Origin of the sequence: Ensifer adhaerens (assembly GCF_002940685.1) — a bacterium.
In the GTDB taxonomy this organism is placed as follows: domain Bacteria; phylum Pseudomonadota; class Alphaproteobacteria; order Rhizobiales; family Rhizobiaceae; genus Ensifer; species Ensifer adhaerens_E.
In genome coordinates, this window is the sequence record NZ_PNFP01000005.1 from 26,764 (window position 1) to 50,131 (window position 23,368).

Annotated in this window: 25 protein-coding genes and 1 tRNA gene; 15 read left to right on the plus strand and 11 right to left on the minus strand. The window is 62.6% G+C overall.

The window, feature by feature from the left end:
• Positions 1 to 41: 41 nt before the first annotated feature.
• Positions 42 to 2,750, plus strand: a complete 2,709-nt coding sequence (secA, locus tag C1A35_RS11150; RefSeq protein ID WP_104664408.1) for a preprotein translocase subunit SecA — start codon at positions 42 to 44, stop codon at positions 2,748 to 2,750.
• A gap of 98 nt (positions 2,751 to 2,848) precedes the next feature.
• Here secA and C1A35_RS11155 read toward each other — a convergent pair whose 3' ends face one another.
• Positions 2,849 to 3,364 carry a Clp protease N-terminal domain-containing protein gene (locus C1A35_RS11155; RefSeq protein ID WP_104664409.1) on the minus strand — a complete coding sequence of 172 codons (516 nt, stop codon included), beginning with the start codon at positions 3,362 to 3,364 and terminating at the stop codon, positions 2,849 to 2,851.
• A gap of 12 nt (positions 3,365 to 3,376) precedes the next feature.
• Complete coding sequence (locus C1A35_RS11160; RefSeq protein ID WP_104664410.1) at positions 3,377 to 3,598, minus strand: hypothetical protein; 222 nt, start codon at positions 3,596 to 3,598, stop codon at positions 3,377 to 3,379.
• 212 nt (positions 3,599 to 3,810) lie between these two features.
• Here C1A35_RS11160 and C1A35_RS11165 point away from each other — a divergent pair, with 212 nt between their 5' ends.
• Both C1A35_RS11165 and C1A35_RS11170 read left to right on the plus strand, forming a co-directional pair.
• Entirely contained in the window at positions 3,811 to 5,202 is a 1,392-nt protein-coding gene (locus tag C1A35_RS11165; RefSeq protein WP_199772914.1) for an oligosaccharide flippase family protein, read from the plus strand.
• Positions 5,199 to 6,473 (plus strand): GNAT family N-acetyltransferase, encoded by a 1,275-nt coding sequence (locus C1A35_RS11170; protein ID WP_104664411.1) that lies wholly within the window; start codon positions 5,199 to 5,201, stop codon positions 6,471 to 6,473. Before C1A35_RS11165 ends, C1A35_RS11170 begins: the two co-directional genes overlap by 4 nt.
• 15 nt (positions 6,474 to 6,488) lie before the next feature.
• Here the strand turns inward: C1A35_RS11170 and C1A35_RS11175 are convergent, their stop codons facing one another.
• The 4 genes from C1A35_RS11175 to C1A35_RS11190 form a co-directional block, all read right to left on the minus strand.
• Positions 6,489 to 8,150, minus strand: a complete 1,662-nt coding sequence (locus C1A35_RS11175; RefSeq protein ID WP_104664704.1) for an AMP-binding protein — start codon at positions 8,148 to 8,150, stop codon at positions 6,489 to 6,491.
• A 125-nt stretch (positions 8,151 to 8,275) separates the two neighbouring features.
• Complete coding sequence (locus C1A35_RS11180) at positions 8,276 to 8,863, minus strand: TetR/AcrR family transcriptional regulator (protein WP_158665048.1); 588 nt, start codon at positions 8,861 to 8,863, stop codon at positions 8,276 to 8,278.
• A 5-nt stretch (positions 8,864 to 8,868) separates the two neighbouring features.
• Positions 8,869 to 9,177: a DUF3817 domain-containing protein gene (locus tag C1A35_RS11185; RefSeq protein WP_104664413.1), complete on the minus strand. Its 309-nt coding sequence runs from the start codon at positions 9,175 to 9,177 to the stop codon at positions 8,869 to 8,871.
• A 7-nt stretch (positions 9,178 to 9,184) separates the two neighbouring features.
• A complete protein-coding gene (locus tag C1A35_RS11190; RefSeq protein ID WP_104664414.1) occupies positions 9,185 to 9,628 on the minus strand; it encodes a CopD family protein in 444 nt (147 codons plus the stop codon).
• 197 nt (positions 9,629 to 9,825) lie between these two features.
• Between C1A35_RS11190 and C1A35_RS11195 the strand changes: the two genes are divergently transcribed.
• Positions 9,826 to 10,185, plus strand: coding sequence for a VOC family protein (locus C1A35_RS11195; RefSeq protein ID WP_104664415.1), 360 nt, complete (start codon positions 9,826 to 9,828; stop codon positions 10,183 to 10,185).
• A gap of 346 nt (positions 10,186 to 10,531) precedes the next feature.
• Positions 10,532 to 11,083, plus strand: coding sequence for a hypothetical protein (locus tag C1A35_RS11200; protein WP_104664416.1), 552 nt, complete (start codon positions 10,532 to 10,534; stop codon positions 11,081 to 11,083).
• 131 nt (positions 11,084 to 11,214) lie between these two features.
• On the opposite strand, the gene C1A35_RS11205 is transcribed toward C1A35_RS11200, so the two are convergent.
• Positions 11,215 to 11,299 (minus strand) — tRNA-Leu (locus C1A35_RS11205).
• Positions 11,300 to 11,511: 212 nt separating this feature from the next.
• On the opposite strand from C1A35_RS11205, the gene C1A35_RS11210 reads away from it, so the two are divergent.
• Positions 11,512 to 12,024, plus strand: a complete 513-nt coding sequence (locus C1A35_RS11210) for a disulfide bond formation protein B (protein ID WP_104664417.1) — start codon at positions 11,512 to 11,514, stop codon at positions 12,022 to 12,024.
• 102 nt (positions 12,025 to 12,126) lie between these two features.
• Here C1A35_RS11210 and C1A35_RS11215 read toward each other — a convergent pair whose 3' ends face one another.
• Together C1A35_RS11215 and C1A35_RS11220 are read right to left on the minus strand one after the other, a co-directional pair.
• The gene (locus tag C1A35_RS11215; protein WP_043623031.1) at positions 12,127 to 12,684 is read right to left on the minus strand and encodes an HNH endonuclease; all 558 of its coding nucleotides are present in this window, start codon (positions 12,682 to 12,684) and stop codon (positions 12,127 to 12,129) included.
• Between the two features lie 107 nt (positions 12,685 to 12,791).
• Positions 12,792 to 13,439 carry a DNA-3-methyladenine glycosylase family protein gene (locus C1A35_RS11220; protein ID WP_104664418.1) on the minus strand — a complete coding sequence of 216 codons (648 nt, stop codon included), beginning with the start codon at positions 13,437 to 13,439 and terminating at the stop codon, positions 12,792 to 12,794.
• A 54-nt stretch (positions 13,440 to 13,493) separates the two neighbouring features.
• On the opposite strand from C1A35_RS11220, the gene gluQRS reads away from it, so the two are divergent.
• Entirely contained in the window at positions 13,494 to 14,399 is a 906-nt protein-coding gene (gluQRS, locus tag C1A35_RS11225) for a tRNA glutamyl-Q(34) synthetase GluQRS (RefSeq protein WP_234822849.1), read from the plus strand.
• A gap of 20 nt (positions 14,400 to 14,419) precedes the next feature.
• On the opposite strand, the gene C1A35_RS11230 is transcribed toward gluQRS, so the two are convergent.
• Positions 14,420 to 15,328: a YihY/virulence factor BrkB family protein gene (locus tag C1A35_RS11230; protein WP_104664420.1), complete on the minus strand. Its 909-nt coding sequence runs from the start codon at positions 15,326 to 15,328 to the stop codon at positions 14,420 to 14,422.
• Positions 15,329 to 15,509: 181 nt separating this feature from the next.
• Here C1A35_RS11230 and C1A35_RS11235 point away from each other — a divergent pair, with 181 nt between their 5' ends.
• The 8 genes from C1A35_RS11235 (at position 15,510) to C1A35_RS11270 (ending at position 22,698) form a co-directional block, all read left to right on the plus strand.
• Complete coding sequence (locus C1A35_RS11235) at positions 15,510 to 16,343, plus strand: SDR family oxidoreductase (protein WP_104664421.1); 834 nt, start codon at positions 15,510 to 15,512, stop codon at positions 16,341 to 16,343.
• 24 nt (positions 16,344 to 16,367) lie between these two features.
• Positions 16,368 to 16,571 carry a twin transmembrane helix small protein gene (locus tag C1A35_RS11240; RefSeq protein ID WP_104664422.1) on the plus strand — a complete coding sequence of 68 codons (204 nt, stop codon included), beginning with the start codon at positions 16,368 to 16,370 and terminating at the stop codon, positions 16,569 to 16,571.
• Between the two features lie 159 nt (positions 16,572 to 16,730).
• Positions 16,731 to 17,309 carry a cob(I)yrinic acid a,c-diamide adenosyltransferase gene (locus C1A35_RS11245; protein WP_104664423.1) on the plus strand — a complete coding sequence of 193 codons (579 nt, stop codon included), beginning with the start codon at positions 16,731 to 16,733 and terminating at the stop codon, positions 17,307 to 17,309.
• A gap of 75 nt (positions 17,310 to 17,384) precedes the next feature.
• On the plus strand, positions 17,385 to 18,176 hold the full coding sequence (locus C1A35_RS11250; protein ID WP_104664424.1) for a rhomboid family intramembrane serine protease: 792 nt from the start codon (positions 17,385 to 17,387) through the stop codon (positions 18,174 to 18,176).
• A gap of 291 nt (positions 18,177 to 18,467) precedes the next feature.
• Complete coding sequence (locus C1A35_RS11255; RefSeq protein WP_060518495.1) at positions 18,468 to 19,217, plus strand: electron transfer flavoprotein subunit beta/FixA family protein; 750 nt, start codon at positions 18,468 to 18,470, stop codon at positions 19,215 to 19,217.
• 24 nt (positions 19,218 to 19,241) lie between these two features.
• Entirely contained in the window at positions 19,242 to 20,171 is a 930-nt protein-coding gene (locus tag C1A35_RS11260; RefSeq protein WP_104664425.1) for an electron transfer flavoprotein subunit alpha/FixB family protein, read from the plus strand.
• Between the two features lie 151 nt (positions 20,172 to 20,322).
• Entirely contained in the window at positions 20,323 to 21,195 is an 873-nt protein-coding gene (locus C1A35_RS11265) for a 3-hydroxybutyryl-CoA dehydrogenase (protein ID WP_065774654.1), read from the plus strand.
• 234 nt (positions 21,196 to 21,429) lie between these two features.
• A complete protein-coding gene (locus C1A35_RS11270; protein WP_210202582.1) occupies positions 21,430 to 22,698 on the plus strand; it encodes a sulfatase-like hydrolase/transferase in 1,269 nt (422 codons plus the stop codon).
• Here C1A35_RS11270 and tlpA read toward each other — a convergent pair.
• Positions 22,695 to 23,354 (minus strand): thiol:disulfide interchange protein TlpA, encoded by a 660-nt coding sequence (gene tlpA / locus C1A35_RS11275; RefSeq protein WP_104664427.1) that lies wholly within the window; start codon positions 23,352 to 23,354, stop codon positions 22,695 to 22,697. The genes C1A35_RS11270 and tlpA overlap by 4 nt on opposite strands.
• Positions 23,355 to 23,368: the final 14 nt, after the last annotated feature.

Consider the following 23,368-nt stretch of genomic DNA (forward strand, 5'->3'; position numbering starts at 1 on the left):
GCCATGAGACCCAAGGCAACAAAAAAGAAAGGACCATTCATATGGTCAGTCTCGGCGGCCTAGCCCGCAAGTTGTTTGGTTCCGCCAATGATCGCCGCGTGCGCGGCTACAAGGCCCGGGTGGATGCCATCAACGCTCTCGAAGCCGAAATGAAGGCTTTGTCGGATGAGGCCCTCGCCAGCAAGACGGTGGAGTTCCGCAAGCAGCTGGAAGAAGGCAAGACGCTGGACGATCTCCTGGTTCCGGCCTTTGCGGTGGCGCGCGAGGCAGCTCGCCGCGTGCTCGGCCTGCGCCCGTTCGACGTCCAGCTCATCGGCGGCATGATCCTGCATGAGCGCGCGATCGCCGAAATGAAGACCGGCGAAGGCAAGACCCTCGTCGCGACGCTTCCCGTCTACCTGAATGCGCTTGCCGGCAAAGGCGTGCACGTCGTCACCGTCAACGACTACCTCGCCCAGCGCGACGCCGGCACGATGGACCGTATCTACGGCTTCCTCGGCATGACCACTGGCGTCATCGTCCACGGCCTGACCGACGAACAACGCCGCGACGCCTATGCCTGCGACATCACCTACGCCACCAACAACGAACTCGGCTTCGACTATCTGCGCGACAACATGAAGTACGAGCGCGGACAGATGGTCCAGCGCGGCCACTTCTTCGCCATCGTCGACGAAGTGGACTCGATCCTCGTCGACGAAGCGCGCACGCCGCTGATCATCTCCGGCCCGCTCGACGACCGTTCGGATCTCTACAACACGATCAACGAGTTCATCCCGCTGCTTTCGCCGGAAGATTACGAAATCGACGAGAAGCAGCGCTCCGCCAATTTCTCGGAAGACGGCACGGAGAAGCTCGAAAACCTGCTGCGCGAAGCGGGGCTCCTGAAGGGCGAGTCGCTCTACGACATCGAAAACGTCGCGATCGTCCATCACGTCAACAACGCCTTGAAGGCCCACAAGCTCTTCACCCGCGACAAGGACTACATCGTCCGCAACGGCGAGATCGTCATCATCGACGAGTTCACCGGCCGCATGATGCCGGGCCGGCGCTACTCCGAAGGCCAGCACCAGGCGCTCGAAGCCAAGGAAAAGGTACAGATCCAGCCCGAGAACCAGACGCTCGCCTCGATCACCTTCCAGAACTATTTCCGCATGTACTCCAAGCTTGGCGGCATGACCGGTACGGCCTCCACCGAAGCGGAAGAATTCGGCAACATCTACGGCCTCGAAGTGGTCGAAGTGCCGACCAACCTGCCGATCAAGCGTATCGACGAGGACGACGAAGTCTATCGTACGCAGGGCGAGAAGCTCAAAGCCATCATCGACGAGATCAAGTCGGCGCATGAGCGCGGCCAGCCGATGCTGGTCGGCACGACCTCGATTGAAAAGTCCGAACAGCTCGCCGACCTCTTGAAGAAGTCCGGCTTCGCGAACTTCCAGGTTCTGAACGCCCGCTACCACGAGCAGGAAGCCTTCATCGTCGCCCAGGCCGGCGTGCCCGGCGCTGTCACGATCGCCACCAACATGGCCGGTCGCGGTACCGACATCCAGCTCGGCGGCAACATCGACATGCGCATCCAGCAGGAGCTGTCCGAAGTCGAGCCAGGTCCCGAGCGCGACCAGCGTATCGAGACGATCCGCGCCGAGGTACAGAAGCTGAAAGAGCAGGCGCTCGCCGCCGGCGGCCTTTACGTTCTGGCCACCGAGCGTCACGAAAGCCGCCGCATCGACAACCAGCTTCGCGGCCGTTCGGGACGTCAGGGCGACCCGGGTCGCTCCAAGTTCTATCTGTCGCTTCAGGACGACCTGATGCGCATCTTCGGCTCTGACCGCATGGACAGCATGCTGCAGAAGCTGGGCCTCAAGGAAGGCGAGGCGATCGTCCATCCCTGGATCAACAAGGCGCTCGAACGCGCCCAGAAGAAGGTCGAAGCGCGCAACTTCGACATCCGCAAGAACCTTTTGAAGTACGACGACGTCCTCAACGATCAACGCAAGGTGATCTTCGAGCAGCGCATCGAGCTGATGGATGCCGAAAGCGTCACCGAAACCGTCACCGACATGCGCACCGAAGTCGTCGAGGAGATGGTCGGCAAGCGCATTCCCGAGAAGGCCTATGCCGAGCAGTGGGATGTCGCGGGCCTCAAGGCCGACGTGCAGCAGTACCTCAACCTCGATCTGCCCATCACCGAATGGGCGGCCGAGGAAGGCATCGACGAGGCCGATATCCTCGAGCGGGTCTCGGCCGCTGCCGAGAAGGAAGCCGCCGACCGTGCCGAACGTTTCGGTCCGGAGATCATGCAGTATGTCGAACGCTCGGTCGTGCTGCAGACGCTCGACCATCTGTGGCGCGAGCACATCGTCAACCTCGACCACCTGCGCTCGGTCATCGGCTTCCGCGGTTACGCCCAGCGCGATCCGCTGCAGGAATACAAGTCCGAAGCCTTCGAACTGTTCCAGGCGCTGCTCGGCAACTTGCGCCAGGCCGTGACCGCACAGCTCATGCGCGTTGAACTGGTGCGCGAAGCGGCCGAAGCGCCGCAACCGGCTCCGCCGGTCATGCATGGCCACCACATCGATCCGCTCACCGGCGAGGACGATTTCGGCGGCGGCACGCTTCTGGCCGCCCCGCCGGTGCAGCGCGACGCAACCAACCCGTTGTCTTGGGGCAAGGTCTCGCGCAACGAAGCCTGCCCCTGCGGTTCGGGCAAGAAGTACAAGCACTGCCACGGCATCTACGAGGCATAGGAAGCAAGATCCGGGCACGCAGGCTGTCGACTGCACGCCCTCCCCCAAAATAGAAAATGCCGCCTCTTCGGCGGCATTTTGCTTTTAGAGAACAGCGCTCAACGATCGAACGCTTTCACGCGACCACCTTCGGCGATCGCATCGGCTGCCGATTTCAGGGCACTGCAATCGACGCCCAAAACGCGGAACGCCCGCGCCGCCACACCATGCGGCATGCCCGCGACAATTCCAACGACATGAACGCCGAGCAGCGGGCTATGATGCTTCCGGGTTGCCGCCAGTTCCTCCATGACTTCGCGACCCGAGGCAGCAGCCTGATAGACGCCAGGCTTTGCCGCCATCGGCGGGTCGGCTGGCATGTTTGCGTTCAGGCCGATCGAGCGAAGAGCATCGGTGTATTGCCGCTCGATCGCCGCTCTCACGGCGTCAGGCTCCGTACCCACCTGCTCCAAGGCGAGACGCGCAGTCCCGTCAGGCAGATCGAGCGCGGCCAACAGGAAATGTTCGGCACCGGGTTCCCGCTGCTGGTCCAAGAGAGCGTGGGCTTCCGCCCGCTCGCAGAGCAACTTGATGGTGCCGATGTCATTGAGTTTCGATTTGATAGCTTCGAACATCGCAATCTCCCGTCATGTCGAGCCGTTGTCTGCGGCCACGTCCGAAAGCCGCTTGTGGGCTGCCTGCTTGCTGATCCCGAGCGCCTGGGCGATCCTCGACCAGGACCAGCCCTGGCGCAGTGCGGAACGCACGGCCTGGCGCTCGATGCTGTCGGCCAGCCTTCGCAGGGCGACGACAGCGGCGAGCGCTTCGTCGGGGTCGGTCGGAATGGTAATGTCGTGCAGGTCAACCATGCGTCAACCTTAGTTGACGATGCAGGCCTCGTCAACAAAGGTTGACGGCGATCGGGAACAGGCTGTCACTGTCCACAATCGGCATGGTTGCCCCCAATCCTTACAACCGCGCTGCACCCTTTGTTAACGCTGTTCTGGCAGTACTGAGACCCTGTATTGCGTAATCTCAGGGTGTTCTCGTGTTCATGGCGGTATGTCAAACGGCCGGACGAATGCTGCCGTCGGCATTGAGACACCGCCTGTCCGCAATAATCAGCGGCCTCCTCTCCATCCTGACCGGCACCGATGCGAAGAACGCCGCGCGCCGCATGGCGCTCGTTGCCTTTTCCGTCCGCATCGTCAGCGCCGCGATCGCCTTCCTGTCGCAGATCATCCTCGCGCGGCTGATGGGCGAGTTCGAATACGGCATCTTCGTCTTCGTCTGGGTGCTGGTCATCCTGTTCGGCAGCCTCTCCTGCGTCGGATTTCACTCCGTCGTCATCCGCTTCCTGCCGGAGTACCAGGCCTCGGCGGCCATGGACGAAATCCGCGGCGTGACGACGACAGTCCGTGTCTTCGCCCTTTCTTCCGCCACCACGGTTGCGATCCTCGGTCTTGCCTGTCTCTGGCTCCTTGGAGCCCACATCGAGGCCTATTACCTCGTGCCTCTCTATCTCGGGCTCTTCACCCTGCCGATGATCTCGCTCGGCGATGTCATGGACGGTACGGCCAGGGCCCATGGCTGGGCGCTCTCCGCCCTGAGCCCCACCTTCATCATTCGGCCGGTGCTCGTCCTCGTCTTCATGGTTCTCGCGGTCATCGCAGGGGCGCCCCATACGGCGCAAACCGCCATGATCGCAGCCATGGCGGCGGCCTATGTCACCACCGTCGGGCAGTTCCTGGTGCTGACCTACCGTCTTCGCTCACGCTATGTGCCGGGGCCGCGGCGCATCGAGCTTCGCCGCTGGCTCAAGGTCTCGGTCCCCGTCTTCCTGGTCGATGGTTTCGGGTTTCTCCTGACCAATTCCGATGTGGTGATCGTCGGCCTCTACCTCGAGCCGGACGACGTCGCGATCTATTTCGCTGCCGCCAAGACCATGGCGCTTGTGCATTTCGTCATGTTCGCGGTCAAGGCAGCCGCAGGCCCGCGCGTCTCCAACGCCATGGCGCGCGATCCCGGCCAGATCCCCGGCATCGCAATCGAAAGCGCCCGCTGGGCCTTCTGGCCGTCGCTGCTGGTCGGCGCGCTGGTGCTTCTGGCGGGGCCCTTCCTGCTTTCACTGTTCGGGCCGGCCTTCGTCACCGGGCTGCCGCTGATGATGGTCCTTTTTGCGGGTATGCTCGCCAAGGCTTTTGTCGGCCCGGCCGAAACGCTGCTGACAATGGCCGGCCAACAGACGCTGTGCGTGGTTCTCTACGCCGGCGCTCTGGTGGTCAACATCGCACTCAACCTGAGCCTCATCCCTCTTTTCGGACTGAACGGTGCTGCTTTTGCAACCGCTGGTGCTATGTTCGTAGAGGCGATGCTGCTGCACATCGCCGTCCGGCGTACCTTCGGCTTCGCGCTCTTTGCCTTCGCAAGCGCACGGGCCGGCCATGATAACAACGGGGCTGTCCATCCATGATCGGCAATACCAATCTTCCGAGCGATGCAAACAGCCGGGCCGCACGGGTTCTGGGCGGTCTGGCGCAGGACGGCGAAAGCGGACCGACCGCAGAGCACCTGATCGAGGTCGGACGCCCCGGACGCCATCTCGCCATCTATCCGGCCCGGGCCGGCTACGAATTGCAGCGCGAGCTCGACTTCTTGTCGAACCGGGCCTTGGAGCCGAACGTCTTCTTCACCGGCCGCTTCCTGGCGCCGGCGATGCCGCGGCTGGAAGAGCGCGTCATCCGGCTTGCGATCATGCGCGACAACGACGAGCGCCGCAGCCGGCTGCGCTTCCTGATGCCGTTCTCGATCGAAAAGCCCGGCTTCTCGATCGGCGCGCCGATCATTCGCGCCTGGTCGAACCCGTTCGGTCCGCTCGGCGTGCCGTTGCTCGACGCCGAGGATGCGGCCGAGACCATCGACAACCTGTTCGAAGCATTTGCGGCGCCGGCAACGGGCCTGCCCTCGATCCTGGTGCTGCCCGACATGCGATTGAACGGCAAGGTCGCCCGCCTTACCCGCGCCGTCGCCATCGGCCGCAACCTGCCGCTGACGGTGACCGACACCTTCAGCCGGCCGATGCTCGAAAGCCTGCTGGACGGACCGACCTATCTGCGAAATTCCATCAGCGCGGCGCATTTCCGCGAGTTGCGGCGGCAGTGGAACAATCTCGAAAAGCAGGGCGAACTCGTCTATTCGGTCGCCCGCCAGCCCGCCGACGTCCGCCTGCGCATGGAGGAATTCCTGGCGCTCGAAGCTTCCGGCTGGAAGGGCAAGGCGCGCAGCGCCATGGTGCTCGACCGTTTCCGCGCCGCCTTCGCACGCGAGGCGATCACCAATCTCGCCGACGGCGACAGCGTGCGCATCCACACGCTCGATCTCGACGGCAAGGCGATCGCCTCGATGGTCGTCTTCCTGATGTCGGGCGAGGCCTATACCTGGAAGACCGCCTATGACGAGCGTTATGCCAAGTACTCCCCGGGCAAGCTGCTTCTGGCTGAGCTGACGGAATGGCATCTCGACGATGCCAACATCGCCCGCTCCGATTCCTGCGCCGTGCCCGATCACCCGATCATGAGCCGGTTCTGGCAGGAGCGCGAGGAGATGGGAACGCTGGTCATCGGCCTGCAGCAGACCCGCGACCGCGAAGTGCGCCAGGTCGCAGCCCAGCTTCATCTCTATCGCAACACCCGCAACATGGCGCGGATCCTGCGCGACAAGATCAAGGCGCTGGCCGGGCGCTAGCCCGGCACCGCCCCTTTACGATACGGCTTCTCCGATGTGCTCGCCGCGCGCTTCCGCCGCCGCCTGCTCGCGCAAGAACCGGCGGATGACCTTGCCCGACGTCGTCAACGGCAGGCTGTCGACGAAGGCGATCTCGCGCGGATATTCGTGCATCGACAGCCGGGTCTTTACCCATTCGCGGATGGAGCTGGCGACACGGTCGTCACCAATGACGCCGGGCCTCAGCACCACATAGGCCTTCACGATCTCGGTGCGGAGCGGATCGGGCTTGCCGACGGCGGCGGCCAGTTGCACGTCCGGGTGGCCGGCAAGGCAATCCTCGATCTCGCCAGGCCCGATGCGGTAACCCGACGAGGTAATGACGTCGTCGTCGCGGCCGAAAAAGGTAAAGTAACCCTCCTCGTCCATCACGCCCTGGTCCCCGGTCGTCATCCAGTCGCCGATGAATTTTTTCTCGGTCGCCGCCTCGTTGCCCCAGTAGCCGAGGAACATCACCGGGTCCGGTCGCCCGACCGCGACTTGGCCGACGCTGCCGGCCGGCAGTTCATGGCCTTCGGCATCGATGATCGCAACCCGATGACCGGGAGCCGCCTTGCCCATCGATCCCGGCTTGAGAACGCCGAGATCGGCGGCCGACGAAAGGACGATGTTGCACTCGGTCTGGCCGTAGAACTCGCTGACGTCGATCCCGAGCGCCGCCTTTGCCCATTCATAGGTCTCGCGGCCAAGGGATTCTCCGGCCGATCCGATGGTTCTGAGGTTGAGCCGGTAGCGCTCGCGCGGGTTTTCGACCGCCTTCATCAGCCGAAGCGCCGTCGGTGGAATGAAGGCGTTGCGGACGTCCATTTCTTCAAGGATTCGGAACGCGGTATGCGGATCGAACTTCTGCGCCGGCGAAGACACGACGGGCACGCCGTGCAGCAGCGATGGCAACAGCGCGTTGAGCAGCCCGCCCGCCCAGGCCCAGTCCGCCGGCGTCCACATCCGGTCGCCCGCCTGCGGCAGGAAGTGATGGTGGAACTCGAAGCCCGGCAGATGGCCGAGCAGCACCCGATGCCCGTGCAGCGCGCCCTTGGGCGGCCCCGTCGTGCCTGACGTGTAGATCATCAGCGCCGGATCGTCAGGGCCGGTATCGGCAGGCACGAAGCCGGAGGAATCCCCGGACGCGAGCGCCGAGAAGGCGATCGTTCCCGGCTGCGGCTCCTCCTCCGCCAGCACGACCAGCCGCAGCTGCGGCAGTCGCTCGCGGATCGCCGCGATGCGCTCGAAGCCGAAGCCGTTGGTGACGATAGCCGCGACACCGGCATCGCGCAGCCGGTATTCGAGCGCCTCGACACCGAAGAGCAGCGCCAGCGGCAGCGCGATCGCGCCATGCTTGTAGATCGCCGCATGGGCGATCGCCGTTTCGAACCCTTGGGGCAGCAGGATCGCCACCCGTTCCCCGGGCGCGATCCCCTCCCCCGCGAGCCCCTTGGCAAAGGCCGAGGACTTCAGGGCAAATTCGCCATAGCTCAGCGTCCGGTGCGCGCCATCAGGGTCGAAATGCTGGAGACAGACACGCTCCGGCTCACGCGCCGCCCAGGCGTCGCTGACGGCCACGCCGATGTTGAACTTTTCAGGAATCTGCCAGCGGAAGGCGCGGTAGAGTTCGTCGTAGGTCTCTATTCTCGGTAACATGACGCTGCCATGACAGTTTTCTTGCTGCAGCGCACCTAACACCTTCGTCACAAAATGTTCAATGACCGCGCGTCCGTCTGCATTTTCCTTGCATCGTCGCAAGCGCCGTCAAGGATTTGCCGCGCTCAGCCCTGCGGTGGCTCGCTGATGAGCAGCCGGACGTGACCGAGTATCCGGCGGAAGCCGCCGATCCCGCTGCCACCGCGGGCAAGCAGGACCGCCCCCTGCCATGCCGCCGTCACGATGGCCGCCCGCGACGCCGCCTGCTGCGGCGGCCAACCCATTTGAACGAGGTTCGCCGCCATCAGCCGTTCGGTGTCCGTCAGCACGCCTGCCGCCAGGTCGCGCATCGCGGGGGTTGTCGTCAGCGGATCGGCCATCGTCTGCCCGACCGGGCAGCCGATGATTTCTCCCTGTGACGCATAGAACGTCTCGATCCGGAAAAGCACCCGCTCGATGCGCTGCAACGGCGAAAGGTCCGGGTCCTCGAAGATGGGCAGTGTTTCATCGCGAAAATGTGCCACCGCCTGCGCAAACAGGGCCTCGAACAACGCTGCCTTGCTCGGAAAGTGGTGCGTGACCTTGCCAAGCGATATGCCGAGTGCGGCCGTGATCTCCGAAAAGGAGGATGCCGCATAACCGCGGACGAAGACGAGCCGCGCGGCGGCTTCGAGGATCTCGTCTCGGGTACGCAGCCCTTTGTCGTAGCCCATGGCGCCTACCTCGCCGAGGCGATCGAACGCCGGAAGAACCAGAAAGTCCCGCCCGGCACGAAGCTGAACAGCATCGCCTTTGCGGCCCATCCGCGCGGCTGGTCGCGCAAGCTCAGTTCGTTGATCACGGCCCAGATGTAGGTGAGGAAAGCCAGCCCGTGCAACGGACCGAGAAAGCGGGTGACCTCGGCGATGCCGAAACCGTGCTTCAGGGGCACGCCGACGAAGACGAGCAGCAGCAGCGTCGTTCCCTCGACGATCGCGGCGATGCGCAGCAGGCGGGAGAATGGGTGGCGCGTTTGCTCTTCGGACATGAGAACCTCACTTGACGACGGCAATGGAAACGATGGTGACGGTCAGCAGCAGGCCAGCCAGTTGCAGGGTGCGCAGGCGAAGGGCCGAAACGCCTCGATCGGCACGACGAAGCCCGGCAGCCGTTGCCGCGATCGCGCCGTGCAACGCCGTCATCGTCAGCACGCAGGCAAGCTTGACTTGAAACCAGGGCTCGCCAAGCGTTTCTGGCCCTCGCAGAAAAAACAGTGTCGCGCCAAGCAGCAGTGTCGCAAGCATCGCCGGATTGACCACCTGGCGCAGCCCACGCTGCACCACGACATTCAAGACTGCAGCGTCCCCGTTCTCGGCAACTAGCCGCCGTTGGCTCGATAGCAGAACGACGAGCACGCATTGCCCACCGAGCCACAGGACAACCGAAGCGACATGGGCCGCCTTGATCCAGAGGTAGTACGGAAAAATCAATTCGAGCATCGCGAATCCAAAACAGAAAGATCATTCTGTTTTATCGAAGCATGCTCGAATGTCACTGCGACAAATCGGCTGTACGATTGGGTGATATGGCCACCCGACAGGCCACCGTCACGGCAAGTCCTGATCCAAACCATCACCTAGAGTTGTCTGCAAGCGAATTCAGCGGCATCATCCGCTGACAGCGGGAGAGAAAGTCGATGCCCAAGGTCGTTGGAATTGGCGGGGTGTTTTTCAGGGCAGCAGACCCGGCCGCACTCGCCGCCTGGTACGAAAAGCATCTTGGAATTGACGACCTGCACAAATCCGTGTGGCGGCAGGAGGCGGGAACGACGATCTTTGGCCCATTCTCGGAAAGCACCGACTACTTTGGCCGGGCCGAGCAGCAATGGATGATCAACTTCCGGGTCGATGATCTCGATGGGTTCATAACGGCGCTGGAGGCGAGCGGGATCACGGTGGAAACGCGAGCCGAGTGGGATTCGGAGGTCGGCCGCTTCGCCCGCATCCACGATCCCGAAGGCAACCCGATCGAGCTTTGGGAACCGACCGACGGGTGAGCGCACGATCTCTTCGTGCCGGGGCGCAGCCATAGGCTGACCCTGGCCATCGAACGCGCGGGCGCGATGCGCATGCGGCGGCTTGCGAACCAAGAAACGGTGTCAGTTTGGATGGTGGTGCCCCATGCCGAAGCAAAGCAAACGAGCGGCATCAGTGGCTTACCAGTTTGCGAGACACATCAAGCCAGCGCCGTTTTATTATCTTTTCTCTCGCTCATGTCCCACCTAGAAAGGAAATGAACCATCTGGAGTGAAGTGGCAGAACAGCGCTCAAATTGCACTTCATTCTAGCTTTGCATCAGACTCATCTGACTACATGGTGAGGCCGTCAAGATAGGGGCGATTCATGAAGTGCATCTCTGAACTTTTGATGGGATTGGCGGGAGCGACATTGGTCGTCATTAGCGCAGTTCAACCGGCGGAAGCTAACAGTGACATTGGCCAAGACCAATCTTGTGAAATCGTCAACTTAGCATACGCGGCAACCATGAACGCTACCCGGTCGAGCGTGACGGTTTATGCCGAGCAGGACGATGGATCTTTAGTGTTTACTGCCGATTTGCGAACCCAGTCAGGTACTAATTATCTGAAAGATTCAACGCGAAAGCAATGGATCCGGTACCCACAGACAAAGTGGGTTCCAGCGGACCAATCTGGCCCGAAAATAACTGGCTGTGTATTTGAGGGTGATGAGAGTCACCTGGGTCTCGCAGCAAAGCACTATTCAGCTATCCGTCATGAGGTGCCGCAGGTCTCTAAAGTGGATTTTTGGATTACGCATGACGATGGACGAATTGTAAAAATGCGAATTGGGCCGTGGGGAGTCAAGCTTAAGTCCGGACTAGGACTAGTTGAAATCCGGAAGTTCGATGATGAGGCATTGACCCCTCCACTTTGATCGGCAGGAGCCATGCACAAGCTCGTGCCGGAACAAAAGTAGGCCTTATCTTGTCCCACACATTTCGGAGTGCGAAATGTGGGGCAATACAGCGAAAAAGAACAACAAAAACAATAGCTTATTGGTGTAGGTGGTGCCCCATGCCGGGGTCGAACCAGCACTCCTTTCGGAACTCGATTTTGAGTCGAGCGCGTCTACCAATTCCGCCAATGGGGCTCAGGGAAGTGCGATATCAGCGGCTCGGGTTTACACTGAGGATTTCGCCGCGGTCAACCATCATTTTCGGGATGCGCCGGAGACAATCACGAAAGCGTGCGGACCGGTCGCGGCGGCTGCGATTTACAGCGTGACCGATCCTGCCTAAGAAGGCGCCATCCAGTTTGCACTGCGGCATCCCTCGGTTTAGAGCTGCCGCCCGCGAGGTACAGATGATCGACGCCGCCACCCAATCCCGCCAGCATCTCTTCATCGCCCTTGTCGTCACGCTCGGCATGGCGGCGACCGTCGGCGGGGCGCTCGGCTTCGAGCATATCGGTGGCTATATCCCCTGTGCGCTCTGCCTCTTGCAGCGCGATCCCTATTACTGGGGCATCCCGGTCGGTGTTCTGGCCATCGCCACGAGCGCGTTCAAGCTGCCGGCGTGGACGACACGCACGCTGCTTCTCATCATCGGCATCCTGATGCTCGTCGGCGCCGGCATGGGCGTCTATCATTCGGGCGCCGAGTGGGGCTTCTGGGAAGGTCCGTCCACCTGCGCGACGACCGCTCAAGGGATTTCGTCCAATGTCGGCGACCTGCTCGGCGATCTCGATTCCAAACATGCCCCGTCCTGCACGGATGCCGCGCTCCGGGTTCTTGGCCTGTCCTTTGCCGGATGGAACGTGATCGCCAGCCTCGTGCTCGCAGCGATCGCGCTTCGCGGCGCTGCCAAGGCCCGCTGATCCGAACGAGCGGGAACTGCACAGGGTGGCAGACGCGCGCTAAGGCACGCACCTTCCCTGCTCCCGCTTTGGGCTTGATCCGGCAAGAAGGCACGAACAGCGTCAGGGCTGCAGTTCGACGTCCCAGTAGAGATAGTCCATCCAGCTTTCATGCAGATGGTTCGGCGGAAAGAGCCGGCCGTTGTTGTGCAGATCCTGGACCGTCGGCTGGTAGGGCCTCTGGTGCGGGAACATGCCGGCCTGCTTCGGCAGCTTGCTGCCCTTGCGTAGATTGCAGGGCGAACAGGCTGCGACGACATTGTCCCAGGTCGTCTGGCCACCGTGAGCGCGGGGCACCACGTGATCGAAGGTGAGATCGTCGGGCGAACCGCAATACTGGCATTCGAATTTATCGCGCAGGAACACGTTGAACCGGGTGAAGGCCGGGTGGCGCGAGGGCTGCACGTAGCTCTTGAGGCAAACAACGCTCGGCAGTCGCATCGAGAAGCTCGGAGACGACACCGAATGTTCGTACTCGGCAAGGATGTTTACGCGGTCAAGGAAGACGGCCTTGATCGCGTCCTGCCAGGACCAAAGCGACAAGGGGTAGTAACTCAGCGGCCTATAGTCAGCGTTCAAGACGAGCGCCGGCAAGGCCTGTGGTGAGACTGCAATCGTCAAGCGTATTCTCCTGATCGATTCGGCATCTGCACCTTCTATATTAGGCCCGTTGCAACAGGATTGTGAAGCCGGAAACAAAAATGCGTGCGCTGGATTCGCTTTTTCCTTCAAGGTGTCACAGGAACAGCATCACGGCGCATTTCCTGCGAGTAATAAGCCCAGAAGAGACGTGCGGCGACACTGCGCCAGGGCGACCAGGAGGCGGCGAGCGAATCAATTTCGCGTGCGGTCGGGCGCAAATCCAGGCCCAGTCCGTGACCGATCGCGTTCTGCAGCGCCACGTCGCCGGAGGGAAAGACATCCGGATGGCCGGCGCAGAAAAGCAGATAGACCTCCGCCGTCCAGCGCCCCACCCCCTTGATCGCCGTCAGCTCCCGGATCGCCTCCGCCGCCTCGACGTTGCAGATGGCGTCGAGATCGATCTCGCCGCCGACGACCACTTCGGCCACGCGCCTCAGCGCTTCGGCCTTGGCCCGCGACAGACCGATCGCCCGGCAATCCTCGTCGCTCAGCGAATTGACGCCTGCCGCCGTGACCTCGCCGAGCCTCTCCTCCATGCGCCGCCAGATCGCCGCAGCGCTCGCCTTCGAGACCATTTGCGAAACGATGATGCTGGCGAGCCCGCGATAGCCGGGATCGGTGCGCCGCAGCGGCACCGGGCCGGCTCTGGCAACGACGTGCCCGAGGCGCGCATCGAGCATCACAAGGCCGGAAAGCCCGGCCTCGATGTCTTCATGTGTCCGGATGATCCGCATGACGCCTCCACAAAGCGGATGATTTTTATACGCCTTCCATGGCAAAGGGAAAGCATGCCTGACACGCCACCCGTTTTCCGTTTTGCCCCCAGCCCCAACGGGCTGCTCCATCTCGGCCACGCGCTTTCGGCGCTGCTGAACCACGACATGGCGAAGGCCGCAAACGGACGTTTCCTGCTGCGCATCGAGGATATCGACCAGACCCGCTGCCGGCCCGAATTCGAAGCGGCGATCTTCGAAGACCTCGCCTGGCTCGGTCTTAACTGGGAACGCCCGGTGCGCCGGCAGTCGGAACATCTCGACGCCTACGCGTCGGCGCTTCACCGGCTGGGCGAGCTGGGCGTGGTCTATCCCTCCGTCATGACCCGCGGCGAGATCAAGGCGGCGGTGACCGATGCGGAGGCCGGCGGGAAAGCGTGGCCGCGTGATCCGGACGGCAGCCCGCTCTATCCGGGCCGAGAGCGCGAATTGCGCCAAAGCGAGCGCGCGGCTCTCATCGCGAGCGGCAAGGCCTATGCCTGGCGGCTCGACATGGCAAAGGCGCTTGCCCTTCTTGGCGGCGGTCCACTCAGCTGGAGGGAGAGTGGTGCGGGGCCGGCGGGCGAAACCGGCGCCATCACGGCGGATCCTGCTGCCTGGGGCGACATCATCCTGTCACGCTCCGATGCACCTTCGAGCTACCACCTCTCTGTTGTCGTCGACGATGCGCTTCAGGGCATCACCCATGTGGTGCGCGGCCGCGATCTCTACCACGCCACCGCCGTTCACCGGCTGCTGCAGCAGCTTCTCGGCCTGCCGGAGCCGCTCTATCACCACCACCGGCTGGTGCTCGGCCCGGATGGGCGCAAGCTCTCCAAGAGCAATCAGGATACCGGCATCGCCGCCTTCCGCGCCGCCGGCCGCGCGCCTGAGGAAGTCCTGGAGCATGTCGCGCAAGAGTGCCTAGCGGGTTTGCGATAACAATCGCGACGCCTATAGCGCTAGTCGGCCAGGTCCTGCTCCTCGCTCGCCGCTTCGCCACCGTTGCGGAGCTGGAAGCTGCGCCGCACCATGCGCTTGACCCGGTATTTGAGGATCGCCGCGTTGATCTCGGCGCCGATGATGAAGATTGCCGCGATCATATAGAGGAAGACGAGCACGATCATGATCGACGCCAGGCCCGCATAGGTCGAGACATAGGTGGCGAAGGCCGCGAGATAAGAGGCAAAGGCATAGGCGCCGATCGTCCAGCAGACGAGCGTCAGCACGATGCCGGGGAGCACGTCGACCACCTTGCGGTGGCCGTCGGGCAGCCAGAGATGCGACACCAGCAGACCGCCGGTCAGCATGACGAGCGCAAGCGGCAGGCTCCAATTGTCGACGGTCGCAAGCACCCCACCGAACCATGGCCACCATTCTTCGGCGTAACGCACGGCCAGAGGCACTGCGACCAGCAGGATGCTGAGCGCCGCCAGGATCAACACGCCGGCGAGCACGAAGCCGAGGCTCGCAAGCCGGGTGACGTACCAGTAGCGGCTCTCGGTAACGCGATAGGCGCGGTTCAGCGAGACGCGCAGCGCCTCCACGCCGTTGGAGGCAAAATAGGCCGCAGCGAGAACGGAAATGGTCAACAGTCCGCCGCGCGGGATCGTCAGCACCCGCACGATCTCGTCGGCGACCGGCTTGGCAATCGATTCCGGCCAGGCGTCGAAAATCAGGTGTACCGCCGTTTCGGCGAACTGATCGGCGCCGAGAAAGCTGCCGAGCGCCGTGCCGAAGATCAGGAAGGGGAAGACGGCCAAGAGCGACGACAGCGCCACGTGACTTGCCATCGCCCAACCGTCGTCGAGGCTGAAATGCCAGAGCGCATCGAACACGACTTTCCAGGTGATGCGTATAAATGCCGGCATTCCATTCCAATCCTACGAGGCACCGGGACCGCACCGTTCCTGCGTCCGTCCCGACACCGTTTCCTTGGCTCTGCACGATCCCGGCGGCGACAACGCTGGCGGGTTTCGGCTTGCGCAATTCAATTGTATCCCGCCGATGAATATGGGAAACCGAGGCAGGATTTCTACAGGATTCGACCGGATGACGGTTCGCCCCACAATCATTGTCACCGGATGCTCGTCCGGGATCGGTGCCTATTGCGCCCGTGCCCTCCATGCGGACGGCTGGCGGGTCTTTGCCACCGTGCGACGGGAAGAGGACCGCCAAACCCTTGAAGCTGAGGGCATCGAGACCTTCCTGATGGACTACACGAAGCCGGAAACCATCGCCGCACTGGCCGATACGGTGCTGGCCCTTTCCGGCGGGCGCATCGACGCGCTGTTCAACAACGGCGCCTATGGCCAGGCGGGTGCCGTCGAGGATCTGCCGACCGAGGCGCTGAGGCTCCAGCTCGAGACCAATGTCATCGGCTGGCATGACCTGACGCGGCGGGTGATCCCGTCCATGCGGGCGCGTGGGCAGGGCCGCATCGTGCAATGCTCCTCCATCCTCGGCATCGTGCCCTACCGCTGGCGCGGCGCCTACAACGCCTCCAAGTTTGCGATCGAGGGCCTGTCCCTCACCCTCAAGATGGAGCTCGCCGGCAGCGGCATCGAGGTGAGCCTGATCGAGCCGGGGCCGATCGCATCCAAGTTCACCACCAATGCCATCGCCTATATCGAGCGCTTCATCGATCTCAAGAATTCGGTGCACCGGGCCGAATACGAACGGCAGATGCGGCGCCTGAAGGGTGAAAGCAAACCAGCGCCCGGCAAGCTTGGGCCTGATGCGGTTTACGCGGTTTTGAAGCACGCGCTGACAGCAAAGAAACCGAAACCGCACTATATTGTAACAAGGCCTGCCAGACAGGGCGCGCTTCTGAAGAAGCTCCTGCCGGCGGCACTGTTTTATCGCATCATCGGCCGACTTGGCTGACGCAGAATTGCAAGGAAGAGTTCGATGTCCAGCTTCTTTACCGGCCTGACCCTGTTCGTCATGGGCCTCGTCGTGATCGTCCTGATCCGCGGCCTCGTGAACATGGCAAGGGGTGGCAGCGGCAACACCTCAAACAAGCTGATGCAGGCACGCGTGCTGCTGCAGGCGATCGCGATCGTGCTCATCATGGTGACCCTTTGGATCACCGGCGGCGGCCGTCCGACCTGAGGGCATTCCCGGACGTAATCCTTCGTGGACTTGCCCTGGAGCATGTCGCGCAATAGTGCGCAGCAGTTTTGCGATAACGACATGCGCTAAATCAATAACTTAAAGCGCACGGCGCGAACCTGAAATATCGCGACGCGCCTTAGAGGACGATGACGACCGATGGTGAAGCTCAACAAGATCTATACCCGGACGGGTGACAACGGCACCACCGGGCTCGTCGCCGGTCCGCGCCGGCTGAAGAGCGATCTCCGCGTCGATGCCTATGGCGCGGTCGACGAAACCAACGCCTTCGTCGGCCTGGCGCGCCAGCACACGGCCGGCAACGCCGATCTCGACGGCGCACTGATGCGGATCCAGAACGATCTCTTCGATCTCGGCGCCGATCTCGCAACGCCCGATACCGGCGAGACGCCGCAATACGAGCCGCTGAGGGTCGTGGCAGCCCAGGTGACCTGGCTTGAAACCGAAATCGACCGGCTGAATGCGGAGCTTAATCCCTTGCGCTCCTTCGTGCTTCCGGCCGGCAGCCCTGCCTCCGCCGCCCTGCATGTCGCCCGCACCGTGGCACGCCGGGCCGAACGGCAGATGGTGGCGCTCGCCAATGTCGAAGGCGAGATCGTCAGCAAAGACGCGATCGCCTACATCAACCGTCTGTCGGATTTCCTGTTCGTCGCGGCACGCTTTGCAAATGACAAAGGTCAAGCCGATGTCCTTTGGATTCCCGGGAAAAACAGATAACGTCGGCTTGCGCATCGTCGCCCGATCCAGATTCGGCGGGAGGAACATGCCGCAACTTGGGCTTCGGGAGACCGCATGTTCATACCGCTTCACGATACGAACACCCTCAAGCACATCAAGGTCCAGTACGTCACGATCAGCCTGATCGTGATCAATATCGCCGTCTGGCTGATCACCGGTCCGATCGCCTCGGAAGAATTCGCCAGTGCCGCACTGCTCGGCTTCGGCTACATCCCCGCGCTCATCTTCGACTACGCCCAGCTCGATCCCTCGCTCGTCGTCATCCCCGACGGCTTTACCTTCGTCACCTATTCCTTCCTGCATGGCGATTTCATGCATCTGGCCATGAACATGCTCTTCCTCTGGGTGTTCGGCGACAATGTCGAGGATGCGCTCGGGCATTTCCGCTACCTGGTCTTCTATCTTCTGTGCGCCGCCGCCGGGGCGCTGGCGCACGGGCTTCTCGACCCGGCCTCCGAAGCGCCGCTGATCGGTGCATCCGGGGCGATCTCAGGGGTCGTTGCCGCCTATTTCCTTCTGCATCCGAAGGTGCGCGTCTGGGTTCTGGTGTTCTTCCGCATCCCGCTGCCGCTGCCTGCCGCCATCCCGCTTGCCTTCTGGATCGGCCAGCAATTCTTCATGCTGGTCGTCGATCCCGGCAGCGGCGTGTCCTGGAGCGCCCATGTCGGCGGCATTGTCGCGGGCCTGGTGCTGGTGGTCATTTTGCGACGCCGGGACGTCCCGCTTTTCGACCGCACGATCGTCACCCCGCGCGCCGTCGAGCACAAGGCGGAGCCGGTCACCGCGGGCCAGCAGCCGCCGCCGGATGCGACAAGACCGCCCATCCCCTGGGGACGCCAGACCTGATCCTGACAGCCGCGAACGCGAGGCACCGGCGAGGATCAGCCGTCATTTCAATGGCTTGCCAGCGACAGGCCCGGCCCTGCTGGGATAGCGTGGGGTCAGCCTCCAAGCCACTTGCCATCGATCATTCTTACGTGTACGTAAACGTAATTCCAATTCTCGGGATTATATCGATTTAGCGCCATGCACAGCGATTGTAATTGGAGAAAAAACGCGTATCGATGTCGCCAACCGACAATCAGGCGGCTCCGTTAAGGCGCATTTTCCTGCGAAAGCTCTTGGAGGGAAGAATCCATGAAAATACTTGTGACGGTGAAGCGGGTGGTTGACTACAACGTCAAGATCCGCGTGAAGGCAGACGGTTCGGGCGTCGAGCTCGCCAACGTGAAGATGTCGATGAACCCGTTCGACGAAATCTCGGTCGAAGAGGCGCTCAGGCTGAAGGAAGCCGGAAAGGCTGAGGAAGTCGTCGTCGTTTCCGTCGGTCCGGCTAAGGCCGAAGAGACGCTGAGAACGGCCCTCGCCATGGGTGCCGACCGCGCCATTCTGGTCGAGACCGAAGACCAGGTCGAGCCGCTTGCTGTCGCCAAGATCGTCAAGGGTGTGGCCGAGGCCGAACAGCCGGGCCTGATCATCGTCGGCAAGCAGGCGATCGACGACGATTCGAACCAGACCGGCCAGATGCTGTCGGCGCTGCTCGGCTGGGCGCAAGGCACCTTTGCCTCCAAGGTCGAGATCGGCGACGGCAAGGCAACCGTGACCCGCGAAGTCGACGGCGGCCTGCAGACCATCGACATCAAGCTTCCGGCGGTCGTCACCACCGACCTGCGCCTGAACGAGCCGCGCTACGCCTCGCTGCCCAACATCATGAAGGCGAAGAAGAAGCCGCTCGACAAGAAGTCGCCGGCCGACTTCGGCGTCGACACCGCAGCCCGCCTCAAGGTGCTGAAGACCGAGGAGCCGTCGGGCCGCAAGGCTGGCATCAAGGTCAAGTCGGTCGCCGAGCTCGTCGAAAAGCTCAAGACCGAAGCCGGCGTATTGTAAGTTCAGGGAAAGGGAGAAATCATCATGGCCATTCTTCTTCTGGCTGACCACGACAGCAACCACCTTTCCGACCAGACCGCCAAGGCGCTGAGCGCCGCTTCGAAAATCGGCGGCGACGTGCACATCCTGGTCGCCGGCGCCGGCGCCAAGACGGCGGCCGAACAGGCATCGAAGCTTGCCGGTGTATCCAAGGTGCTCGTCGCCGAGGACGCCTCGCTTGCCAACAACCTCGCCGAACCGCTCGCAGCCCTGATCGTCTCGCTCGCCGGCAACTACGACACGATCGTTGCGGCCGCCACCTCGGTCGGCAAGAACGTCATGCCGCGCGTCGCCGCCCTGCTCGACGTCTCTCAGGTCTCGGAAATCATCGAGGTCGTCGCCGCCGACACCTTCAAGCGCCCGATCTATGCCGGCAACGCCATCCAGACGGTGCAGACGACCGAAGCCAAGCGCGTCATCACCGTGCGCACCGCCTCCTTTGCCTCGGCCGCTGAAGGCGGTTCGGCGGCGATCGAAAGCGTTTCGGCTGCCGCCAACCCCGGTGTTTCCTCCTTCGTCGCCGATGCCCTGTCGTCGTCCGACCGTCCGGAGCTGACGTCCGCCAAGATCATCATCTCCGGCGGCCGTGCACTCGGCTCCTCGGAGAAGTTCCAGGAAGTGATCCTGCCGGTGGCCGACAAGCTCGGCGCTGCCGTCGGCGCAAGCCGTGCCGCCGTCGATGCCGGCTACGCCCCGAACGACTGGCAGGTCGGCCAGACCGGCAAGGTCGTCGCACCCGATCTCTACATCGCCTGCGGCATTTCCGGTGCCATCCAGCACCTCGCCGGCATGAAGGACAGCAAGGTGATCGTCGCGATCAACAAGGACGAAGAGGCACCGATCTTCCAGGTCGCCGACTACGGCCTGGTTGCCGATCTCTTCGACGCCCTGCCCGAGTTGCAGAAGGCCCTGTAAGCATTCGCCAGGGCCGGTCGCTTGGCCCCTGAAAAGGGCTGGCAAAAGCGCGGACTTGGCATTAACAATCTACCGGGCCGGCCAAACCGGCCCGGTTTGCATGTCTGATGGCGGCCTCGCCGCCAACCTCTGAAGATGGAAGTTCGCCGCGATGATCAAGACGGTCGGAATTATCGGTGCTGGGCAAATGGGCTGCGGCATCGCGCATGTTTCGGCAATCGCCGGATACAAGGTCCAGATCTACGATCTGGCCGCTGACCGGATTGAAGCAGGGCTTGCCACCGTCAACGGCAACCTCGCCCGCCAGGTATCCTCCGGCAAGATGACCGACGAGGCCCGCAAGGCAGCTCTTGCTCTGATCAAGGGCTCGACCGATATCAACGACCTGTCGCAGGCCGACCTCGTTATCGAGGCCGTGACCGAAGACGAGACGATCAAGCGCAAGATCTACGGCCAGGTGTGTCCGATCCTGAAGCCGGAAGCGATCCTTGCAACCAACACGTCCTCGCTGTCGATCACCCGCCTCGCATCGGCGACCGATCGCCCCGAGCACTTCATGGGCATCCATTTCATGAACCCGGTTCCGGTCATGAAGCTGGTCGAGCTCGTGCGCGGCATCGCCACCGACGAGCAGACCTTCAAGACCGCCAAGGAATTCGTCGCAACGCTCGACAAGACCGTGACTGTCGCCGAAGACTTCCCCGCCTTCATCGTCAACCGCATCCTGCTACCGATGATCAACGAAGCGATCTACACGCTTTACGAAGGCGTCGGCAGCGTCGAGGCCATCGACACGGCGATGAAGCTCGGCGCCAACCACCCGATGGGCCCGCTGCAGCTCGCCGACTTCATCGGGCTGGACACCTGCCTGTCGATCATGCAGGTGCTCTATGACGGCCTGGCGGACTCGAAGTATCGCCCCTGCCCGCTGCTGGTGAAATATGTCGAAGCCGGCTGGCTCGGGCGCAAGTCCGGCCGAGGCTTTTACGACTATCGCGGCGAAGTGCCGGTTCCGACCCGCTAAGCCTCGTCCGGACAACGACGGGACGCCCCGTCCGCTCGGCGTCGCAACTCCGGATACAAGCTCAGGCCCAGAGTGCCTGCGGCGGTGGTAATGTAATCTAAAGACGGTGCTGTTATCTCTCCCAGACAGGTGGGGGAGACGATGAATTCGAGAACCATATCCGCGGTAGCGGCACGGTCGGTCCCTTCATTGTCGAGTGCGAGGGCGTGGCGTTTCGCCCTGCTCCTCGGAGTGGTGCCCAATCTGGTCATGTTGCTGGCCTTGCCATTCTACGTGGCCACGCGAGCGCTTTCGCCCCTCCTCTATGTCTTTGCCGGCCAGATCGCGCTGCGTGCTCCACCCGCTCTGGCCTATGTGCTGTTCCCGGTGATCGCCGTCGCCGATCTGGGCCTCGTGGCTATGGCGGTGTTCAATCTGCCATTCGACACCGCGGTCCAGTCAATGCGCTACCTGGCGTCCGTGGATCTTACCGCGTCGGCCTTCTATCTGGCGGTGCTCGGCGTCTTTGTCGCCAATGGCATCGGCATCGCCTGCCTTTTCAATCGCAACCGACAGGCCCTGCGTGGCGCAATGGTGCTGCCAGCGGTTCTGCTGGCACTCGGCGTGACCTTGCTGGAGCGCCACATCAATCGCCCCTTCCTGAAGCAACCTGCGCAATTTTTTGAAAGCGCCCTATCAAACAATGGCGCCGATCCCGCAACCATAGCGCAGGCTGGCCGCAACGTGCTTTTCGTCATGGTGGAAGGGCTCGGTGCATTGTCTGATCCCGCGCACGCGGCCATTCTCTCGGAGCGCCTCCAACCGGCGATCGAAAGCGGGCGCTACACGCTTTCAAGCGGCCTCAGCAACTTCGAGGGCTCGACGACCGGGGCTGAATCCCGCGAACTCTGCGGGCAATGGGGCGACCACAGGGATTATCTTGGCAAGGCGAGTTATGACTGCTTTCCCGCAGCCATGGTCGACCGCGGCTATCGCACCGTGTCGTACCACGGATTTTCTGAAGAGATGTTCGAACGGGACAAATGGTATCCAAGCATTGGTTTCCAGGAATCGTACTTCCTCGAGAACCTTGCGACCGACGACGATCGGTTCAGCCAGCGTTGCGGCAGCGTTTTTGCGGGACTGTGCGACAATGACGTCGCCGGGGCGATCCGTGACCGGTTGACGAAAAAGCCGGCCGAGCGGACGTTCCTGTACTGGCTGACGCTGAACTCCCACATACCTTACGTGCCCAAGCACAAAGGCCAGCTGAACTGTGGCAGTGATTCAGCCGAGATCGCGAACACGCAAGTGTGCGAATTGACCGAATTGTGGGCCGACGTCTTCGCCAATGTTGCTGCGATTGCCGAGGACCCGGCCTTGCCGCCGACCGACATCTTCATCGTCGGCGACCATCCCACACCGTTATGGAACCGTGCAGCGGCAAGCCATTTCACGCCCCACAAGGTTCAGTGGTACCTGTTGCGCGACAATCGGCAGGTCGCTGGAGGAAGTGCCCCTTAGGGTCCGACGGCGGCGCTGATCAGCGCCTTGGCGTCGTCGCTGTCCCAGGCGGCCGGGCCGTTCATCGAGCCGATCAGGCAGCCCTTGTCGTCGAGAAGCAGCGTCGCCGGCAGGCCGAAGGCGAGCCCTTCCTTCTTCATGGCGTTGAACACGCCCATCGAGGCATCGCGATAATAGCCAAGCTCGTGCACGGCGGTCTCGTCGAGGAAGGCCTTCGGCTTCTCGTCGTCGCCGACATCGATGTTGATCGCCACCACCTCGAACTTGTCGCTGCCGAGCGACTTCTGCAGCGCGTTGAGCGCCGGCATTTCCTCGCGGCAGGGCACGCACCAGGTGGCCCAGAGATTGACGAGCAGCGTCTTGCCGGCAAAGGCCGACACATTGGTCGGCTTGCCGTCGGGACCGTTGAAGTCGAGCGCGATCGGCCGCGGCGAGGACGCCGGCGACATGGCGGCCACCTGCCCTTTCATGAACGGCGTCAGCGAGGCGACCTTTTCGCCGGTCAGCGGGCAGCTCGCGCTCGCCGTTTCAGCCGTGTCGCCATTGCCAGACCCGGTCTCCTTCACGTATACCGCTGCCGCACCGACGATCACGCCGAACAGGGCGGCGAGCGCGAACAGTTTCACGGCCGGGGGGGATTTCTTCTGGTCGGGCATTTCATTCTCCAAGG